This window comes from Aeromicrobium panaciterrae, from assembly GCF_039537165.1.
GTDB classification, from domain to species: Bacteria; Actinomycetota; Actinomycetes; order Propionibacteriales; family Nocardioidaceae; genus Aeromicrobium; species Aeromicrobium panaciterrae.
In genome coordinates this window covers 1,441,312-1,459,240 of sequence record NZ_BAAAZZ010000002.1, presented here as the reverse complement: position 1 = coordinate 1,459,240, position 17,929 = coordinate 1,441,312, and the positions used below count along the sequence as shown (strand labels likewise).

18 protein-coding genes are annotated in these 17,929 nt (G+C 68.4%); 4 read left to right on the top strand and 14 right to left on the bottom strand.

The genetic code is table 11. The features are described from left to right. Positions 1 to 35 precede the first annotated feature (35 nt). Together ABD683_RS08000 and ABD683_RS07995 are read left to right on the top strand one after the other, a co-directional pair. Positions 36 to 542 (top strand): bacterial proteasome activator family protein, encoded by a 507-nt coding sequence (locus ABD683_RS08000; RefSeq protein WP_344768868.1) that lies wholly within the window; start codon positions 36 to 38, stop codon positions 540 to 542. Between the two features lie 71 nt (positions 543 to 613). Continuing rightward, entirely contained in the window at positions 614 to 1,171 is a 558-nt protein-coding gene (locus tag ABD683_RS07995) for a WhiB family transcriptional regulator (RefSeq protein ID WP_344768866.1), read from the top strand. Here ABD683_RS07995 and ABD683_RS07990 read toward each other — a convergent pair. The 11 genes from ABD683_RS07990 to serS all read right to left on the bottom strand — a co-directional run bounded on the left by ABD683_RS07990 (position 1,168) and on the right by serS (position 12,711). Next, positions 1,168 to 2,283: a glycosyltransferase gene (locus tag ABD683_RS07990; protein ID WP_344768865.1), complete on the bottom strand. Its 1,116-nt coding sequence runs from the start codon at positions 2,281 to 2,283 to the stop codon at positions 1,168 to 1,170. The genes ABD683_RS07995 and ABD683_RS07990 overlap by 4 nt on opposite strands. After that, positions 2,280 to 3,404: an acyltransferase family protein gene (locus ABD683_RS07985; RefSeq protein ID WP_344768864.1), complete on the bottom strand. Its 1,125-nt coding sequence runs from the start codon at positions 3,402 to 3,404 to the stop codon at positions 2,280 to 2,282. The genes ABD683_RS07990 and ABD683_RS07985 overlap by 4 nt, the downstream gene beginning before the upstream one ends. Beyond that, positions 3,401 to 4,621 (bottom strand): acyltransferase family protein, encoded by a 1,221-nt coding sequence (locus tag ABD683_RS07980; protein ID WP_344768862.1) that lies wholly within the window; start codon positions 4,619 to 4,621, stop codon positions 3,401 to 3,403. Before ABD683_RS07980 ends, ABD683_RS07985 begins: the two co-directional genes overlap by 4 nt. Then, positions 4,618 to 5,979: an O-antigen ligase family protein gene (locus ABD683_RS07975; protein ID WP_344768861.1), complete on the bottom strand. Its 1,362-nt coding sequence runs from the start codon at positions 5,977 to 5,979 to the stop codon at positions 4,618 to 4,620. Before ABD683_RS07975 ends, ABD683_RS07980 begins: the two co-directional genes overlap by 4 nt. Further along, positions 5,976 to 7,073 carry a glycosyltransferase gene (locus ABD683_RS07970; RefSeq protein WP_344768859.1) on the bottom strand — a complete coding sequence of 366 codons (1,098 nt, stop codon included), beginning with the start codon at positions 7,071 to 7,073 and terminating at the stop codon, positions 5,976 to 5,978. The genes ABD683_RS07975 and ABD683_RS07970 overlap by 4 nt, the downstream gene beginning before the upstream one ends. Next, on the bottom strand, positions 7,021 to 8,235 hold the full coding sequence (locus ABD683_RS07965; protein WP_344768857.1) for a polysaccharide biosynthesis protein: 1,215 nt from the start codon (positions 8,233 to 8,235) through the stop codon (positions 7,021 to 7,023). The genes ABD683_RS07970 and ABD683_RS07965 overlap by 53 nt, the downstream gene beginning before the upstream one ends. After that, positions 8,232 to 9,311: a glycosyltransferase family protein gene (locus tag ABD683_RS07960; RefSeq protein ID WP_344768855.1), complete on the bottom strand. Its 1,080-nt coding sequence runs from the start codon at positions 9,309 to 9,311 to the stop codon at positions 8,232 to 8,234. Before ABD683_RS07960 ends, ABD683_RS07965 begins: the two co-directional genes overlap by 4 nt. A gap of 7 nt (positions 9,312 to 9,318) precedes the next feature. Further along, entirely contained in the window at positions 9,319 to 9,858 is a 540-nt protein-coding gene (locus tag ABD683_RS07955; protein ID WP_344768854.1) for an acyltransferase, read from the bottom strand. After that, the gene (locus ABD683_RS07950; protein ID WP_344768853.1) at positions 9,858 to 10,487 is read right to left on the bottom strand and encodes a YveK family protein; all 630 of its coding nucleotides are present in this window, start codon (positions 10,485 to 10,487) and stop codon (positions 9,858 to 9,860) included. Before ABD683_RS07950 ends, ABD683_RS07955 begins: the two co-directional genes overlap by 1 nt. A 173-nt stretch (positions 10,488 to 10,660) precedes the next feature. Then, the gene (locus tag ABD683_RS07945) at positions 10,661 to 11,443 is read right to left on the bottom strand and encodes an HAD family hydrolase (protein WP_344768852.1); all 783 of its coding nucleotides are present in this window, start codon (positions 11,441 to 11,443) and stop codon (positions 10,661 to 10,663) included. Next, the gene (serS, locus tag ABD683_RS07940) at positions 11,440 to 12,711 is read right to left on the bottom strand and encodes a serine--tRNA ligase (RefSeq protein ID WP_344768851.1); all 1,272 of its coding nucleotides are present in this window, start codon (positions 12,709 to 12,711) and stop codon (positions 11,440 to 11,442) included. The genes ABD683_RS07945 and serS overlap by 4 nt, the downstream gene beginning before the upstream one ends. Positions 12,712 to 12,800: 89 nt before the next feature. Here serS and ABD683_RS07935 point away from each other — a divergent pair, with 89 nt between their 5' ends. After that, on the top strand, positions 12,801 to 14,411 hold the full coding sequence (locus ABD683_RS07935; protein WP_344768850.1) for a bifunctional phosphatase PAP2/diacylglycerol kinase family protein: 1,611 nt from the start codon (positions 12,801 to 12,803) through the stop codon (positions 14,409 to 14,411). A 67-nt stretch (positions 14,412 to 14,478) separates the two neighbouring features. Here the strand turns inward: ABD683_RS07935 and ABD683_RS07930 are convergent, their stop codons facing one another. Then, entirely contained in the window at positions 14,479 to 14,958 is a 480-nt protein-coding gene (locus ABD683_RS07930; RefSeq protein WP_344768848.1) for an SRPBCC domain-containing protein, read from the bottom strand. A 3-nt stretch (positions 14,959 to 14,961) separates the two neighbouring features. Then, a complete protein-coding gene (locus ABD683_RS07925; RefSeq protein WP_344768846.1) occupies positions 14,962 to 15,297 on the bottom strand; it encodes an ArsR/SmtB family transcription factor in 336 nt (111 codons plus the stop codon). Positions 15,298 to 15,504: 207 nt separating this feature from the next. Here ABD683_RS07925 and ABD683_RS07920 point away from each other — a divergent pair, with 207 nt between their 5' ends. Continuing rightward, entirely contained in the window at positions 15,505 to 16,929 is a 1,425-nt protein-coding gene (locus ABD683_RS07920; protein ID WP_344768844.1) for a leucine-rich repeat domain-containing protein, read from the top strand. On the opposite strand, the gene ABD683_RS07915 is transcribed toward ABD683_RS07920, so the two are convergent. Beyond that, positions 16,922 to 17,926, bottom strand: coding sequence for an adenosine deaminase (locus ABD683_RS07915; protein WP_344768843.1), 1,005 nt, complete (start codon positions 17,924 to 17,926; stop codon positions 16,922 to 16,924). The genes ABD683_RS07920 and ABD683_RS07915 overlap by 8 nt on opposite strands. Positions 17,927 to 17,929 lie beyond the last annotated feature (3 nt).

Genomic DNA, 17,929 nt, shown 5'->3' with positions numbered 1-17,929 from the left:
CAGTCCGTCGGTTTCTCGCTCGCTAGGGTGAAGACATGACCGAAGAGCAGAAGCCGGAGATCATCGGCCCCGACGGACAGCCCGTACCCGCACCCACATCCGAGACGTCGCTCGGCGACCTCGTCGCGCAACCCGCCAAGGTCATGCGCATCGGCGGGATGATTCGCCAGCTCCTCGACGAGGTGAAGGCCGCCCCGCTGGACGAGGCGAGCCGCGTACGTCTCCGCGACATCCACCTGCAGTCGATCAAGGAGCTCGAGGACGGCCTCGCCCCCGAGCTGGTCGACGAGCTGGAACGCCTCAGCCTGCCGTTCAACGACGAGACCCCGTCCGAAGGAGAGCTGCGCATCGCCCAGGCGCAACTGGTCGGGTGGCTCGAAGGACTGTTCCACGGCATCCAGGCGGCGTTGTATGCGCAGCAGGTGCAGGCCCAGGCCCAGTTCCAGAACATGCGGCTGGCCCTACCGGGTCCAAACGACGCCAAAGGTGACGATTCGACTACAACAGGCTCGTCTGACGACCCGAACGGAATGTACCTCTAGGATGAACATCGATGTGAGCTGACGCCACCGGGGAGAAGTCGTGGCGGCAGTCGATTGGGAAGAGGGAGCCCATGACCATCGTCAATGAAACGACGACGCCTCCGTGCATTTTCGAGCCGGAGGTTTTCCACGATGAACACCTGCACAACCCACCGGCCCGGCACGAGGTCTCGGCTTCCGAATGGGAGCAGCTGACCGCCAAGCGGGCAGCCGCACATCGCAAGTGCGCGGGATGTCCGCTGATGGTCGACTGCCTGTATCGGGCGGTCGTCGAGATGGACGTGTCAGGCTTTGTCGCCTGCACCACAGAGACCGACCGCCACAAGATGCGGGCCGAGCTCGGGATCCAGGTCATGCAGCCGGCGTTCCCGTTCGGCGGGGCGCGCGTGGGTGGTGGGCCACTGAGCCACGATGCCGTGATGATGATGCGGCACGCCTACCCCAAGGACACCTGCGGGCAGCTGGCCGAGCGCCTCGACTGCTCGACCTCCACCATCAAGCGCCACATGCGTCGTGCCCGCGAGATGAAGCAGGAAGCCGCCTCGGGTCACGCGACCGTCAAGGCGCTGCCGACCATCGACGACGTGCTCGACTGCTTCGACGCACTCGAGTCGAGTCAGGTCGCCTAGTCAGACTGCTGTTTCACCAGCTCGCGGATCGCATCGACGAAGACCTCTTCGGCGTAGCGGTCGGCGTGCTCGGTGATGCGTGACTCGTCCCATTCCTGGGAGTCGAGTCGGCTCAGGCCCTCGCGTACGCCTGCGACGGTCGGCTCGGGGATGAACACCGCCGTGACGCCGTCGACCATCGTCTCGATGTAGCCGCCCCATCGAAGGACCAGGCTGGGCTTGCCGAACGACGCCGCCTCGAGCGGGGTCAGTCCGAAGTCCTCGTAGCTGATCGCGACGAGCGCACGCGACTGCCGGTAGAGCCACGAGATCTGGCCGTCGGTGATGCTCTCGAGGATCCGCACGTTGTCGGTCGCCATGGCCCGGAGCTCGTCGGCCTGCGGGCCCTTGCCGACGATGACGAGCTTGCGGCGCGGCTCGGACGCGTAGGCCTCGACGATCGTGCTGACGTTCTTGTAGGGCAGCAGCCGCGAGATGCACAGCTCGAACGCGTCGCCGTCGAGCCAGTCGACGACGTCCGGCATCGGTTCGGGCGGCCGCGCCACGGTGTTGGGGCGCGGCGCGGGAATGACGACGGACGAGCGGTCGTACTCGATGAGGATGCGATCCTGCGCGATCGACGAGATCGCGACGTACGCGTGGGCGCTGCGGGCGGCCCGGCGATCCCAGCGGATCAGCAGCGGCCGCAGCACCCACAGGCCCAGCGACTCGATGAACGACGGCTTGTCGCCGAGGTAGCGGCGGGACTGGTAGAGCCACCGCGCCGGCGAGTAGCAGTAGACGACCTTGCGGCCGGGCGTACGGAATCCGTGCGCCCACCCGCTGCTGCTGACCAGAACGACGTCGGCGTCTATGCGGGTCGACGACGCGGCGAGCGGAAGGAACGGCAGCGCCAGGCGGTGGTGGCGCCGGAACAGCCGGATGCGGTTGAGCCACGACGTCTTGATCGTCAGGTCGCCGAACTCGGGAAAAGTGTCACGCGGTTCGTAGAGCGTCGTGTAGATCGGCGCCTCGGGGAACGCCGCCGCCATCGCGAGCACGACACGCTCGGCGCCACCTCGCTGCGTGAGGTAGTCGTGCGCGATCGCCACGGTCGGGCGCTGACTGGTCACCCGTCCGAGCGTACGCGAGGCCCGAGGCGGTCGACGGTGTGGCGGAGCCGGCGGCGGGCGGGTTCTTCGACCAGGTGGTAGACGCCCGCGGCGACCGCGATGATCACCGCGAAGATCAGGATCGGCGTCACGTCGCGCACCACGGCAGGCGGCGGCCAACGCACCCACCACTCGTGCAGCCCGTTGGTGATGAGCGCCAGCGTGAAGAAGTGCGTCATGTAGAGGGAGTAGGAGATCCGGCCCATCCACATCATCGGCCCGGTCGAGAACAGGCTCCGGACGACACCCGTCGAGCCGGCGCACGCCACCACGACGACGGCAAGCAACGGCACCGCGGCCAACGGGAAGAATCCCGGATGGTTGGGGTCCTCGTGCCAGCAGGCGTACACGATCCCGATCGCCGCCGCGACGAACGCGATGTCCCAGGACCGGCCCTCGCGCCACCGGCCGCTGAGGCTCCATGCGACGTACAGCAGGCATCCGGCGAGGAACTCGAAGGCGAGCCGCACCCAGCCGACCCGATAGGTGAAGAACTCGAACGACTGCACGTCGAGCCGGATCAGCAGCAGGACGCCACCGGCGAGCACGGCAGCTGCCAGCGCGGCGGCCAGGAGTGCTGAGCGGATGCGTACGAGCAGCACCGCGAGGAAGGGGAAGGCGAGGTAGGCGCCGAACTCGAGGCACACCGACCATGACGTCGATGCGATCGACGAGGCGGGTGGGACGTGGTTGAGCAGGAGAAGGTTCATCACGACGTTGCGGGGGCTCAGGGCACCGTCGAACAGGCCGCTCTCGCGAGGGCTCTGCATGATGAGGAAGACCGCCCACGCCACCATGGCGAGCAGGAACACCGGATAGAGCCGGGCGAGCCGGAGCCCCCAGAAGTGGAGCGCCCGTCGTACGGAGCCGGTCCCGAGGTCGGCGAGGTAGTTGTGCGTGATGATGAAGCCGCTCAGCAGGAAGAACAGGTCGACGCCCAGGTTGCCGCCGAGGGCCAGCCGCGACACCTTCGACCACTCGGGCCACAGGGCGATCGTCAGGCTCAGGGTGTGGAGCATGACGACCCACACGGCACCGACCGTGCGAAGTCCGGTGAGCTGGGGGATCGGGGTCGCGTTCACGCCGCGGTCACCGTACGGGCCGTCGCCCGCCCGCCACGCATCGCCGGAGCCTCGACGAAGTGATAGGTCAGCATCGACAACGCGATCGTGACCGCCGAGACCAGCGCGAGCGACACCAGCATGCCTCCGGTCGTGTCGGACCCCGCCAGGTCGTGGCGGGCGACGAGCAGGATCACGGGGTAGTGCCACAGATAGACGCTCAGCGAGATCTTGCCGATGAACCGCAGGGGTACGACGTCGACCAGACGCCCCAGCCAGGCGTTGCGGCCACGGGCTGAGGGCTCCGTGACGAGCACCAGGAACAGGCCCGAGGCGATCGCGAGCGCGGTGCCGGTGAAGCGCGACCCGAGATTGCTCAGCACCAGCGACACGAACAGGAAGAACACCCAGCCCGGTGCGCACACCAGCCACAGCTTGCGGGCCGTGATGCGGCGCAGTCCGCCCCGCTCCATCCACACGAACAGCACGACCGCGACCATGCCGTACGCGAAGTTGTCGGCGATCACGACGATGCTCCGCGACAGCACCGCGATCGCGTTGGGCCCGAACTCCGCGTCGTAGACCGACATCGGCGGTCGCTGCGTCTGCAGCTGAGCCGTCACGATCTTGCCGACGACGCCGATGACGGCCATCGCGATCGCCGGGAGCAGCGCAATGCCCAGGCGGGGTGCTCGGCCGGGCCTGCCGCGCAGGAACAGCCACACCAGGACCGGCAGAAGGATGTAGAAGCTGAGCTCGGTGGTCAGCGACCACGACGGGGCGATGCCGGTCTGCAGCTCGTCGGCCGACAGGTTCTGCACCAGCGTCAGGTGGGCCAACAGGCGGCCGGGCGAGGTGATGCGGCCCGAGCCGTCGTCGGTTCCCGCCACCGCGGTCGTCGTGGCGCTGCCGACGTACACCGCGGCGAGCACCAGGTTGGCGACCAGGAAGATCACGACATATCCGGGATAGACCCGGCGGATCCGCTGGGACGAGTAACGGCGCAGGCCCGGCATCGGCTGGCCTGCGGCGTACGCACGCACGAACGGCAGGTAGATGAGGAAGCCCGACAGCGCGAAGAAGAAGACGATCGCCTCCGCGAGGTAGTTGAGGCGACCGGCCTCCATCTGCTTCGGCGCGAAGAAACCGATGACGTGCACCGACATGACGCACAGGCACGCCATCCCGCGCGGTCCGTCGAGACCGATCAGCCTCGACCTCGTCGTGGGCGTCGTCACTGCCGCACCGCTGCGTCGGAGTCGTCGCCCTTCCAGCGTGGGTGCGTGACGAATGCCAGCAGCACCCCGAACGCCATGGTGGCCGGCGGGAGCAGCGCCACCGAGAAGTCGAGCTGCAGCGCGACCAGGCACAGCGCGAACATCGCCGCCGCGACGGTCGCCTGCGCGAACGTGCCGCGTCGCAGCAGCGTGATCGACCGCAGCACCGCGCCGACCAGCAACATCACGAATGCCGCGCCGACGATGATCCCGGCGCGATAGACCGTGAGCAGCGGTGCATTGGCGACGTAGTTGACCTTGACCCCGGCCGCCGGGTCACGGAACGCGTCGATGCCCCATCCGAGGCCGAACCACCAGTGGTCGTCCATCGAGCGGCGGAAGTCGGCGAGCGCCGCCCAACGCGCCTGCGACCCGGTGTCGTTGGGGCCGAACGAGTCGAGGAGCCGCTCTCGTACGACCGGGATCGACAGCGCGATGATCACACCCGCGGCGACCACGGCACTGAGCGCGAGGCGCGGCTTGAGCGGTATGCGCCCGGCGACCACGAGGACGAGCAGCGCGACGGCGACGGTGGCGATCGAGGCGCGGCTCAGGGTCAGCAGGATCGCGACGCCGAGAAGGCCGGAGGCCGCGATCCGCGGCAGGCCGCGGAGCAGCACCACCGCAAGCACCAGTGCGATGGTCAGCACCAGCGCACCCATGTTGGGGTCGACGTACGTGCCGGTCAGCCGCACCGCCTCGGACTCCGAGCCGCGCACCAGGCGCAGGTTGCCGCCCTTGGTGTCATAGCCGAAGGCCGAGAGGCGGTTGAGCAGCTGGCCCTGCCGGTCGATCACGAACAGCAGCAGGCCGACGACCGCACCGAAGCAGCCTCCGGCGACGAACCAGCGGCCCAACGACGTGAGGTCGGCGGGGTGGATCATCCGCAGCGGGATGACCAGCGAGAACGCGATGGCCCAGCGGCCGAGCTCGACGATCGAGGCCCCATCGGCGCTCGTCATCAGCATCGAGATGCCGGCCACGACGATCGTCAGCGCGACGAACGCCTCGACCCATCCGAACCGGATGACGGCTCGCGGAGATGCCAGCAGCGCCGCCCAGACCGCGAGGCCCAGCACCAGGATCAGCGGTGCACCGAGACCCGGTGCCGGGACGAGCGGTGCGCCGGCGATGACGAACGCCGTGAGGTTGAAGACGATCCGCTCACGTACGAGCAGCACCGAGAAGCCGACGACGCCGATCAGCAGCAGCGCCGAGAGCTTGGGGAGCGAGCCGGGTCCGAGCAGCCCGGCGACCACGGCGGCGGTGACGACCGCCGGGATGGCGGTGGTACGAGCCGACGTCGCGATGGCGCTCATGAGGCAAGCCAGTCGAGGAAGGTCTTCTGGGGTGTGCCGGACGACCAGCGCCCGGCGTTGACCGCATGGATGCGCCGCCCTTCGCCGGCGGCGGCGTTGACGTCGGTCAGCAGCTCGCGGCAGGCGGCGACGAACGACGCCCGGTCGTCGTGGCGCGCGATGTCGAACACCGAGGACAGCGACCCCACCGCCTCGCTGGTCGCCACGACCGGAAGTCCGCGGCTGGCCGCGTCGAGGATCTTGACCCGCACGCCGCCACCGGTCTCGACCGGTGCGGCGATGCCGCGACAGGTCGCCAGCACGGCGTCGAGGTCGTCGACGAATCCGAGGTCGCTGACCCCGTCAGGCAGTCGCGCCTCGGTGTGGCGGTTGCCGACGACGACGAGCTCGGCGCCAGGCAGCCCGGCGCTGATCTCGGGCCACCACTCCAGCAGCCGGACAAAGGCGTGATGGTTGGGTGGCCAGGCCCGCTCGCCGACGAACGCGAGGCGTTGACGGGTGGCGCTCACGTCGACCGCCGGCTTGGGCGGGAGCGTGATGTCGAGCCACCGGGCAGCGGGCACGCCGTGCTCGCGGTAGTAAGCAGCCTCCTCGGCGTCGTACGTGCCGACGCCGTGCGCGGCGCGGGCAACACGGAGCTCGTCGCGGCGGATGCGTGCGCTGTCGATCCTGCCGGTGAGGCCACGGGTCTGCGACCACACCAGGGACTCGGAGATCACGGTGTTGATCAGCAGCTTGGCTGAACCCGCCCAGCGGGAACGCAGGAAGGGCTCGGCCATGTAGCTGTGGTCGGCGACGTACACGTCGGCCTCGACCCCGTTGAGGGCGTCGACGTACGCGTCGTGGTCGAACCGGGTGTGCACGAGGCTGTGCCGGCGACGCAGGCTCATCAGGCCGATCGACAAGCCGGCGACCTCCGGCTTCGGGACCCGGATCAGCTCGGCGCCGACCTCAGTCGCGGTGACATCGGGAGACAGGCAGACGCACACGGTGTCGTGCGTCGTACGGCTGATGTCCATCAGCTCACGGGAGATCGTGAGGTCACCACCGTGGGTCGTCGTTGGGTCCTTCGACAGGAGGAATGCCACGCGCATCGCGCACACCTCCCGCCCCTACCTCGGGACTGCGGTGCACCGCGAGTCCGTAGATCGACGTCAAGACCAGGTCGGAGACCAGGAACGCGACAGCCGCGGCGGGGCTGCCGTGCGTCGCGATGAGCACGAGGATCGCGAACTTCACGCCGGCCGACAGCCACGTGACGGCGGTACGGAACTGGTCGCGGTGCTGCACCATGAGCACCGTGGTGAAGACGCTGCTCATGGTGCGGAGCACCGTGACGGGCGCAAGGATCGCGAACGTCACCCACAGCTCGTGCGGCGCGCCCGACACGGCCATCACCACCGCGACCACCGCCACCAGCAGCCCGAGGCCGACCGACAGCAGGGTCGTCGGGCGCAGGGCCGGACCAGCATGGCGATGACCGTCGGCCTCGCGCAGGGTGGCGTTGAACGTGTAGCTGTAGTTCTGGCCGACCGCGGCCAACGACCAGACCAGCAGGCTGCCGTACGCGTAGTAGCCCGCCGAGGCGTGTGACGCCAATGAGCCGACGAGCACGATGTCAGCCTGCGAGTAGACCGCACCGCCCACCGCCTCGCCGATGATCGCGGCGGTGCGCAGCGTCATCTCCGGGCGGATCGCCCGGTGGCCTCGCGCTTCGAAGCCCGCGCGCACCAGGAACGGGACGAAGCTCACGAGTGTCAGAGCGCCGATGACCTCGAGGCTTGGGTCGTCGGCGTTGAGGAAGTACGCCGCCGTGATCACGGCGCTGAGCACCTGGCGCGCGGTGTCGCGCCGGTAGGCCAGCGCCGGGTGGCCGTCGCGGATCGGCTCGCTCTTGGCGGCGTTGAACGCGATCTCGGCGCCGGCCTTGCCGATCGAGAAACCGCCCATGAAACCGGCCGGCAGCAGGGCCGCGCCCACCACGAGCAGCAGGACGCCGCCGCCGAGTCGTGTCGACCGGTCGCCGAGGAACGTCGCGGTGCCGACTCGCGGCCCGCGGACGATGAAGTAGTGGTCGAGCGGGATCGCGATCAGCGCCGACAGCGCGATCGCGATGGCGTAGGTGCCGTACGTCGAGATGCCCAGCTCGCGCGCCATCAGCACGGCCCACGCCAGGCCGACGACTCGGCCGCCGTACATCCATCCGCTCGCCACGGCGGTGTCGAGGGAGTTGCGGCTCCACAGCCTCTTGATCATGCCGACCACACCCGCAGGAACGGCTGGACCGCGGAGTCGGCGGTCTGGGTGTCGGCGAATGCCTGGAGGTCCTTGACCGCTCGGTCCATCGCGGCCGGGTCGCCGACCAGCTCGGCGGCGGCACGGGCCAGCGCGGTGGCATCGCCCTCCACCGCGATCGTCGCCCCGGCCGCCGCAGCGCTGACCAGGTTGGTGACGGCGAGGCTCACCGACGGCGTGACGTACGAGACCGCGCGCATCAGGACGCTCGACGCCGGGAACGCCTCCATGCCGTAGACGTAGCGCCGGTCGTACGGCAGCAGCAGCACCCGGATCGACGCGAAGAACTCGTCCTCGGCGCTGCCCTCGACGGCACCCAGGACCTCGACACCGTCGACGTTCGGCAATGCCTCGGTGCCACGACCGGCGACCCGCAGCACGATGTCGGGATCCAGCGCGGCGCGGAGCTGGTGCAGCTTCTCGAAGCCCTTGCCGGTGTAGACGTGGCCGAACAGTCCGACCGCGTTGGGTCGGTCACCCGCCGGAGCGATGGCCGGGCGCTCCGCGACCAGGAGGTGGCTGACGTGCTGCGACCGGCCCATCCGGAGGCGCTGCATCGAGTCGACGCCCTCGTCGCTGAGCGCGAACAGGTCGACGTGGCGCATCAGCCGGCGCTCGAGCCTGATCGTCAGCCAGTTGAGCGGACGGTGCACCGCGTACGACATCAGGCGGATCCGGGAGAGGCCCCGGGTGAGGTAGGGGTACCAGACCGGCCGCGGCGCGTCGTGGAACGTCGCGGAGCGCCGGACTCCCGTGAGGCCGGCGCACGCCCACAGCGGCGCGATCGCACCACCGCTGAGCTCAGCGTGCACGATGACGGTGCGGCCCTGGCGCGCCTTGACTGCGGCGCGCACCCGCCGGCGGAAGCGCAGCACGTCACGGATGCTGTCACCGCGCGGCGGGCCGTGCCGGAGCTCGACGACCTCACCCAGGTGCGGGGTCACCGCCGCGACGAAGTCATCGGCGTGATCGCCGACGCCGGACGTACCGGCGTGCGGCGCGAGGTGGAGGAGCGTCGCCTCCCTCAGGTCCGGCACGGGCAGCTCAGTAGAACAGCGGCCGGAAGGCCGGTCGGTAGTCGAGTGTCGAGCGGCGGGTGCCGATCGAGACGGCGGGTACGCCGGCGACGACGTCCATCGCCAGCACGTCGTCCTTGACCAGCGAGCAGGCGCTCACGACGGCCCCGCGGCCGATCGTGACACCGGCCAGGACCGTCGTGCGGATCGCCAGCCAGACGTACTCCTCGACGACGATCGGCTCGAGGATCGCGATGAAGTCGGGCGAGTGGATGTCGTGGCGTCCCGTCACCAGGTGAGTGTCGCTGGCGAGAACGGTGTTGGAGCCGATCGTGATGCCGCCACGGGCGTCGAGGACACAACGGAAGCCGATCGACACAGCGTCACCCAGCGTGAGGTGGGCGATCGACAGGACCGTCGTGCCGCGCAGGAGGGAGCAGTCCTTGCCCACCTTCGCCCCCCACGTCCGCAGCGCGAGGATGCGGACGTTGTGGGACGGGACGTAGGTCCACACGGCGTTGTAGAGCACCTCCCCGAGATGCTGCCACGCCCGGCCGAGCCGCGACATCAGGAGCCGTTCGCGTCGGCTGCTCGAATCGCCGCCAGCATCTCGCGCACGATGACGCTGCCCACGCCGACGATGAGACCTGCGATCAGGCCGACGATCAGGTTGAGCGGCCAGCTGGGGACGCTGGGTGAGTCGGGTACGCCCGCCGCGCTCACGACAGTGCCCTCGATCGGCGACGGCGCGTCCCCTCCGGGCTTCTCGAGCTTGCCGACCTGCTCGATGAGGATCGTGCTGACGGCATTGGCGGCAGCCGCCGCCGTCTCGGCCGAGGCGTCCGTCACCGAGATGCCGATGACGGTGGAGGTGAGGCTGGTGGACACCGACAGCTCGGCGCCGAGCTCACCCGCTGTCAGCTCGCCACCCGCCTGAGCCGCGGCCGGCTCGAGCACGCTGGACGACTTCGCCAGCGCCTTGAAGTTGGGGATGCGGGCCTGCGCGTACGTCGATGCATACGCGAGGTCCTGGCCCTCCGGCCCTCCGGACGCACTGAAGTAGATCTCCGTCGAGGCGGTGTATTTCGTCGCGGTCGTGGCGCTGACGATGATCGCCATGACCAGACCCACCGCGGCAGCGATCAGGATGATCCACCGGCCTCGGGCGACGAGCCGAAGAAATTCGGACGGTTGCACGGTCACTCCTGTGGGTCGGTCGGCACCTTGTCATCCTAGAGGTCTCGCCGGCAGGGGCGCCGGTTAAGCGAGCGGCCGATGGTGCCGTCAGGACGGTGGCAGCGGCCCGCGAGTCAGGCGACACTCCCTGCCGGTGGGAACTTTTGGGTGTGAAGCAGCGGTCCCCGGCGGGCCTAGAGGTATCGCTGCAGCTCGGTGACGAGGCCGTCTTCGTCGATCGTGCCGGTGACGGCATCCGCCACCTCGAGCAGCGCCGCGGGGCCGTGACCCATCGCGACACCTCGACCGGCCCACTTGAGCATCTCGACGTCGTTGTTGCCGTCACCCACTGCGAGCACATCGGCGGCGTCGATGCCGAGCCGGTCACACAGATAGGTGAGCCCCGACGCCTTGCTGACACCCTCGGGCGCGAGGTCGAGCCAGGCGGTGTAGCCGATGTAGTAGTTGGTGTCGGTCAGCCCGAGGTCGTCGACTAGCCGGGCGAACTCCTCCTGGCTGTGGTCCGGAGCGCGGATCACGACACGGGTGACGGGCTCGGCGATCAGCGACTCGACGGACTCGACCGTCATCTTCCCGTTGATCTCACCCTCGGGAAACGGCTGGTTGAGCCGGTAGCCCACGCCGATGTCCTCGACCGCGACGAGCGCGTCCGGCACGTTCTCGAGCACGCGGCGTACGGCCTCGCTGGCGTCGAACGTCACCAGGTTGAGGATCTCGACCGGGTTGTAGGTGAACACGATCGCGCCGTTGCTGGCGATCGCGTACGCGTCGTCGAAATCGAGCAGGGCCGCGGTGTTGAGCACGCCCGGGATCGCGCGACCCGTCGTGATGACGGTCTCGATGCCCGAGTCGCGGATCCCGCGTACCGTCTCGCGCACCGCAGGCGACATCACGTTCATGCCGTCGACCAGCGTGCCGTCGACGTCGAGCGCGACGAGCTTGGGTCGCCAGCTCACGCGAGCGGCCTCAGGACCTCGCCGAGGTAGGGATGTAGGGCGGGCGGCAGACGTACGGAGCCGTCGGCCTGCTGACCGTTCTCGAGCAGCGCGATGACCGTGCGGGTCATGGCGCAGAGCGTGCCGTTGAGCGTCGCGGCCGGCGCCGTACCTTCCTCGCCGCGAACCCGGATGTCGAGCCGGCGGGTCTGGAACTGGGTCGTGTTGGACGTCGAGGAGACCTCGCGGTACTTGCCCTGCGTCGGTATCCACGCCTCGCAGTCGAACTTGCGGATCGCCGACAGTCCGAGGTCGCCCGAGGCGACATCGATGACGCGGTAGGGCAGCTCGAGCCCGTCGAGCCACTCCTTCTCCCAGGCCAGGATGCGCTCGTGCTCCGCATAGGACTCCTCGAGCGTCGTGTAGACGAACATCTCGACCTTGTCGAACCAGTGCACGCGGAAGATGCCGCGGGTGTCCTTGCCGTACGAGCCGGCCTCGCGGCGGTAGCAGGGGCTGAACGCGGCATAGCGCCTCGGCAGCGACTCGGCCTCGAGGATCTCGTCGGAGTGATAGGCCGCGAGCGGGACCTCCGACGTACCGACGAGGTAGAGGTCGTCCTTCTCCAGGTAGTAGACGTCGTCGCCCGAGCCCTGTCCGAGATATCCGGTGCCCTCCATGGCGCTGGGCTTGACCAGCGCGGGCGGGATCACCGGCACGAAGCCCCATGCGGCGGCCTTGCTCATCGCGAGCTGGGTGAGGGCCAGCTCGAGCTGGGCACCCACGCCGGTGAGGAAGTAGAACCGCGCGCCGCTGACCTTGGCTCCGCGCTCGGTGTCGATCGCACCCAGCAGCTGGCCGAGCTCGAGGTGATCGCGCGGCTCGAATCCCTCGGCCGCGAAGTCGCGCGGCGTGCCCACGGTCTCGAGCACGACGAAGTCGTCCTCTCCTCCCTCGGGCGCCTCCTCCGAGGCGAGGTTGGGCAGTGACTTCATCAGGCGGTCGAACGTCTCGGCGGCCTGAGCCTGCGCGGCCTCGGCGTCCTTGACCTGCTGGCTGAGCTCCTTGGTACGCGCGAGCAGCTCCGACTTCTCCTCGCCCTGTGCCTTCGGGATCAGCTTGCCGAGGTTCTTCTGCTCACCACGTACGGCCTCGAACGACGCGATGGATGTCCTTCGAACTTGCTCAGCGGCGATGAGCTCGTCGACGATGTCAGCGGACTCACCGCGGCGGCGCTGGGCTGCTCGTACGGCGTCTGGGTCATCTCGCAGGATTCGGGGGTCGATCACGGACTCAGCCTATCTGTCGTGTCTGGGCGGCTCGAAGCCTCCATATACGCTGGGGCGACCCCACAGAGGCCGGAAGAAGTGAGGAAGACGTGTCGTTCGACCTGCGTCGTGCCGAGCCCAGCCGCGCCGGCGTGCTGACCCGCGTCATCGTCGGGCTGGCGGCGTTGTTCGTCGTGCTCGCGATCCTGGTCGCGGCGGGCTGGGATCCGCTCCAGTCGCTCGACGACAACGTCGGCGACGCCGCATACGACTTCAGCGCGAGCCGCCCCGGGTTCGTCGACTTCCTCGACGGCGTGGCGATCCTCTTCAGCAACCTGTGGTGCGGCATCGCCCTCGCGATCGGAGCGGCGTACGCGCTCTATCGCCGTGAACGCCGCGTCGCACTCTGGATCGTTGCCAGCGGCACGGTCGCGATCGGCGGCAACGCACTGATCAAGCTGCTCTTCCGGCGTGACCGCCCGCTCTACGACAACCCGCTGCACGAGATCGGCGGCTTCTCCTTCCCGAGCGGTCACTCGGCCGGGTCGGGAATGTTCTTCACGGTGGCGATCCTGATGGCGATCGTCGTCACGCATCGCGGCTGGTGGCGTCGCATCGTCATCACCGTCCTGGTGCTGCTGGGTCTCGGAGTGGGCGCGAGTCGCGTCTTCCTCGGTGTCCACTACCTCAGCGACGTCCTCGCCGGCCTCTCGTTCGGGGTCGCCGCCACGCTCGGCCTGTGGCTCCTGCTCGTCACGGATGCAACGCGTCTGCCTCACGAGCTCGCGGTGCTGACCGGTACGGGGCGCAAGCGGGTCGCTGTGGTGCTCAACCCGTCCAAGATCGCCGATGTCGAGGACTTCAAGGAACGCGTACGCACCGTGGCGGCGCGCGACGGCTGGAGCGAGCCGCTCTGGTTCGAGACCACGATCGAGGACCCCGGCTACGGCCAGGCCCTCGCCGCGCTGGAGGCCGAGGTCGACCTGATCCTCGCCGCCGGTGGAGATGGCACGGTGCGGGCGGTCTGCGAGGAGGTCGCGCGTACGGGAGTCGCTGTCGGCATCCTTCCCCACGGCACCGGCAACCTGCTGGCACGCAACCTCAACATCCCGCTCAACACCCGCGACGCCCTCGACGTCGCGTTCAGCGGCCAGGACCGGGCGATCGACCTCGGCACCTACCGGACCGACTCCGGCACCGACACCTGCTTCCTCGTGATGGCGGGGCTGGGCATGGACGCCATGATCATGAACGGTGTCGATGACCAGCTCAAGGAGAAGGTCGGCTGGCTCGCCTACTTCGTCTCGGGTGTGAAGGCGGCGCGCTATCCCGCCATGAAGGTGCAGATCTCGGTCGACGACGGCGAGTTCACGAAGTTCCGGGCCCGCACCGTCGTGGTCGGCAACGTCGGGTTCCTCCAGGCCGGGATCCCGCTGCTGCCCGATGCGCAGATCGACGACGGCACCCTCGACGTCGTCGTCCTCGCCCCCAAGCGTTTCATCGGCTGGCTTGCGATCATCGTGCGCGTCCTCGGCCGACGCCGTCGTACGAACGAGCAGCTCGGCCGGCTGACCGGGCGCAAGGTCGTCATCCGCGCGGAGAAGCCGATGCCGATGCAGCTCGACGGCGACCCCGTCGGCGAAGGGCTCGAGATCACCGCCGAGGTGCAGCCCGGAGTGCTCCTCGTACGCGTCCCGGTCGCCCTGGCACCCGCAGTCTGACGCTGCACGACGGAGTTCCCCCACCGAGCGAGTCGGTGGCGGAACTGGTCGATATGTCGACAATTGCTCAGAGTGATGCCAGGAGGTCGTCGAGCTTGGCGTACCCGTCCCGTACGCCGCTCTCCATGTCGACGACCATGGCGTCACGTACTTCGACGCTCGGTGCGACCGAGACTGCTCGCAGCAACGAGCGACCCTCACCGAGGTCCTCGAAGGTGAACGTCTCGAAGAACACCTCCCCGGGTGCACCCATGAACTCGAACGTCTGGCTGAAGCCTTCAACCGTCGGCTCACCGTGGAATACCCCCCGGAAGGCGAAGTCGTTGCCCTCGGGGTTGCGGTGCTCGAAGGCATAGGCACCTCCGTGGTGCGCCTCGAACTGGGTGATCGTCATGTCATAGCCCTTGGGGCCGACCCACTTCGCGAACAGCTCGGGATCGGTGTGCGCGGCCAACAGCTGCTCGCGGGTGGCCTGGAACTCACGAGTCATCTCGATGTTCTGGGTGCCTTCGGGTGCCGTGATCGTGAGGGTGTCTGTCGTGTTCATGTCCTACTCCTTGTCGGTGTTGTTGATCGATGCGAAGAGTTCGTCGAGCCGGTCATAGCTCTCACTCCAGTACGTCCGGTAGTCCGCCAGCCATCCGGTCGCGTCCTTGAGCGGCTCGGCCTCCAGGTGGCTGAGCCGCATCGTGCCCTGACGGTTGCGGGAGACGAGGCCGGCCTGCTCGAGCACCTTGAGGTGCTTGGAGATCGCCGGCTGGGACATCGTGAACAGCGCCGTGAGGTCTCCGACGTTGGTGTCGGTCTCGGCGAGCCGAGCCAGGATGGCGCGGCGCGTGCGGTCGGCCAATGCGCCGAACACGAGGTCGAGCTGGTCGTCGTTCATCGTCATCTCCATAACTACTTGGTTATAGATAACCACAAGGTTATGAAGCCGTCAACCCCGTCCGAGCGGTGCCTCGCCGCCGCACGTCAAGTACAACAACTACATCTCAAAAAGCTCTGATGTTGCAGTGGCAGACCTGCGACACTCATGGAGCGGTTGACGCCGCCCAACCAGGGAGATCACATGCTCGGGCACAACCGCTCTTCAATGTCGCGCGCTGTCGCTGCGACCATCGCACTCACCACCGCCATCGCCGGAATGATCCTCTGGGCCGCGCCGGCGCAGGCCGCCATCGTGTTCGAGGCGTTCAACGGCGTGAACTACCGCGTTGACACCGCCAACGTCTCCGACGGTGCCACGGCTGTCGGGTATGACACTGCGTCAGGGCTGAGCGTTGCCCTCCCGGCGACTGTCACGATCGGCGGCACGCCCTATGGCGTCAAGCACATCAGCGAGAGCGCATTCAATGGTGCCGGGCTCACCAGCCTCACGCTGGGATCCGAGATCGAGACCATCGGCCCCAACGCATTCAACGACAATGACCTGACCAGCCTGGTCATCCCCACCGGCGTGAACCAGATCGGCGATCTGGCCTTCTACGGCAACGAGCTCACGAGCGTCGTCATCCCCGAGGGCGTCACCAGTGTCATGTATGGCGCATTCGGCAACAACGATCTGGTGAGCGTGACCCTCCCGAACTCGCTCCACCTCATCGAGTCGAATGTGTTCGCCGGCAACGACCTCGCCAGCGCGACCCTCCCGAACGGCGTCGTCGAGGTGCAAGCCGACGCGTTCTACAACAACAACATCGCCAGTGTCAGCCTCCCGGGAACCCTCACGGTCATCAGGGCGGGGGCATTCTCCAAGAACAATCTGACGTCGGTCACCATCCCCGCAGCGATGACGACCCTCGAGAGCCACACGTTCAACGACAACCCCAACCTGTCGTCCGTGACCTTCCTCGGCGCAGCGCCAGCCACCATCACAGACGCCGGTGGCAGCGAGTCACTCGACACCGCCAGCGGGTCGCTCGTCGTGCGCTACTCGCCCGCGTTCGCCGCCGGGTACGCACCCTCGCCATGGCATGGATACGTGAGCAAGCCCTTGCTCTCGGGCCTTGCACCGGGAATCGGCGGCAACCCGCGTGAGGGCTACACGCTGACCGCCCTCCCCGGACCGATCGACCCTGAAGCCACGCTCGCGTACCAGTGGAGGGCCGACGGCGTGCCGATCGCCGGAGCGACGAGCTCCACCTACAAGCTGCGCGGCCCGCAGGCCGGACGGCGCGTGTCGGTGACCGTGACGGCGAGCTACCCGGGCGCTGACTCACTGGTCAGGACCTCGGGGACGACCCGGCTGATCATCTCGTCGATCAGGCACCTTGTCGTGTCGAAGTCGACCGTCACGAAGGGCACCGGGTTCGCGGTGACCGCGACAGGCTTCAAGCCGGGACAGAAGGTCAAGGTCATCCTCAACGGCGTGACCCGCTACACCGGGCGCGCAGATGCATGGGGCATGGTCAACCGCTGGGTCACGTTCACGTCCGACACCAAGGTCGGCGTCCGCAGCGTACGGGTCACGGGCTACTCGCCGAGCGGCACGATCGTGACCTGGGTCAAGTACGTCAAGTAGCCACGTAGGCGTCGATCTCGGCGAGGAGATCGCGCTTCACCGCGTCGTCCGCGAACGACGCGCGCACGGCGACCCGGGCCAGCTCGGCAAGGCCGTCATGGTCGAGCCCGAGCAGCTCGGCGGCGATCTTGTACTCCGCGTTGAGCGTCGTGCCGAACATCGGCGGGTCGTCGGAGTTGATCGTGACCGGCACGCCGGCGGCGACCAGGGTCGGCAGCGGGTGCTCGGCAAGGGACGGTACGGAACGGGTGCACACGTTCGAGGTCGGCGACACCTCGAGGGTGATCTGGTGCTCGGCCAGGTAGGCCATCAGCTCCGGATCGTGTGCTGCGGCGATGCCGTGGCCGATGCGCTCGGCGTGCAGGAAGTTGATCGAGTCCCAGATCGTCTCGGGCCCGGTCGACTCGCCCGCGTGCGGGACGCTGCGCAGGCCCGCCGCGATCGCCTGCTCGAAGTGCGGGGCGAACTGCGGGCGCGGCACACCGACCTCGGGCCCGCCGAGACCGAAACCGACGAGGCCGTCCGGGCGCAGGCGCAGTGCGGTGTCGAGGGTGACGTCGGCGGCCGGCACACCGGACTCGCCGGGGATGTCGAAGATCCACCGCATCGTGATGCCGAAGTCGGCCTCGGCCCTGCGCCGGGCATCCTCGAGCGCCTCGCAGTAGGCCTCGGCGCTGATGCCGACCGCGATCGACGTGAAGGGCGTGCAGGTCAGCTCGACGTAGCGTACGTTCTGCGCCGCCAGGTCACGCGCGACGTCGTGCGTCAGGGTCCAGAGGTCCTCGGGGGTGCGCAGCAGGTCGACGACCGAGAGGTAGACCTCGATGAAGTGGCCGAAGTCGGTGAACGTGAAGTAGTCGGCCAACAGGGCCGGATCGGCCGGCACCATCGTCGTGCCCTCATGGCGCGCGGCGAGCTCGGCGACCGTGCGGGGCGATGCGGATCCGACGTGGTGGACGTGCAGCTCCGCCTTCGGGAGCCCTTCGATGAAAGTCACGTT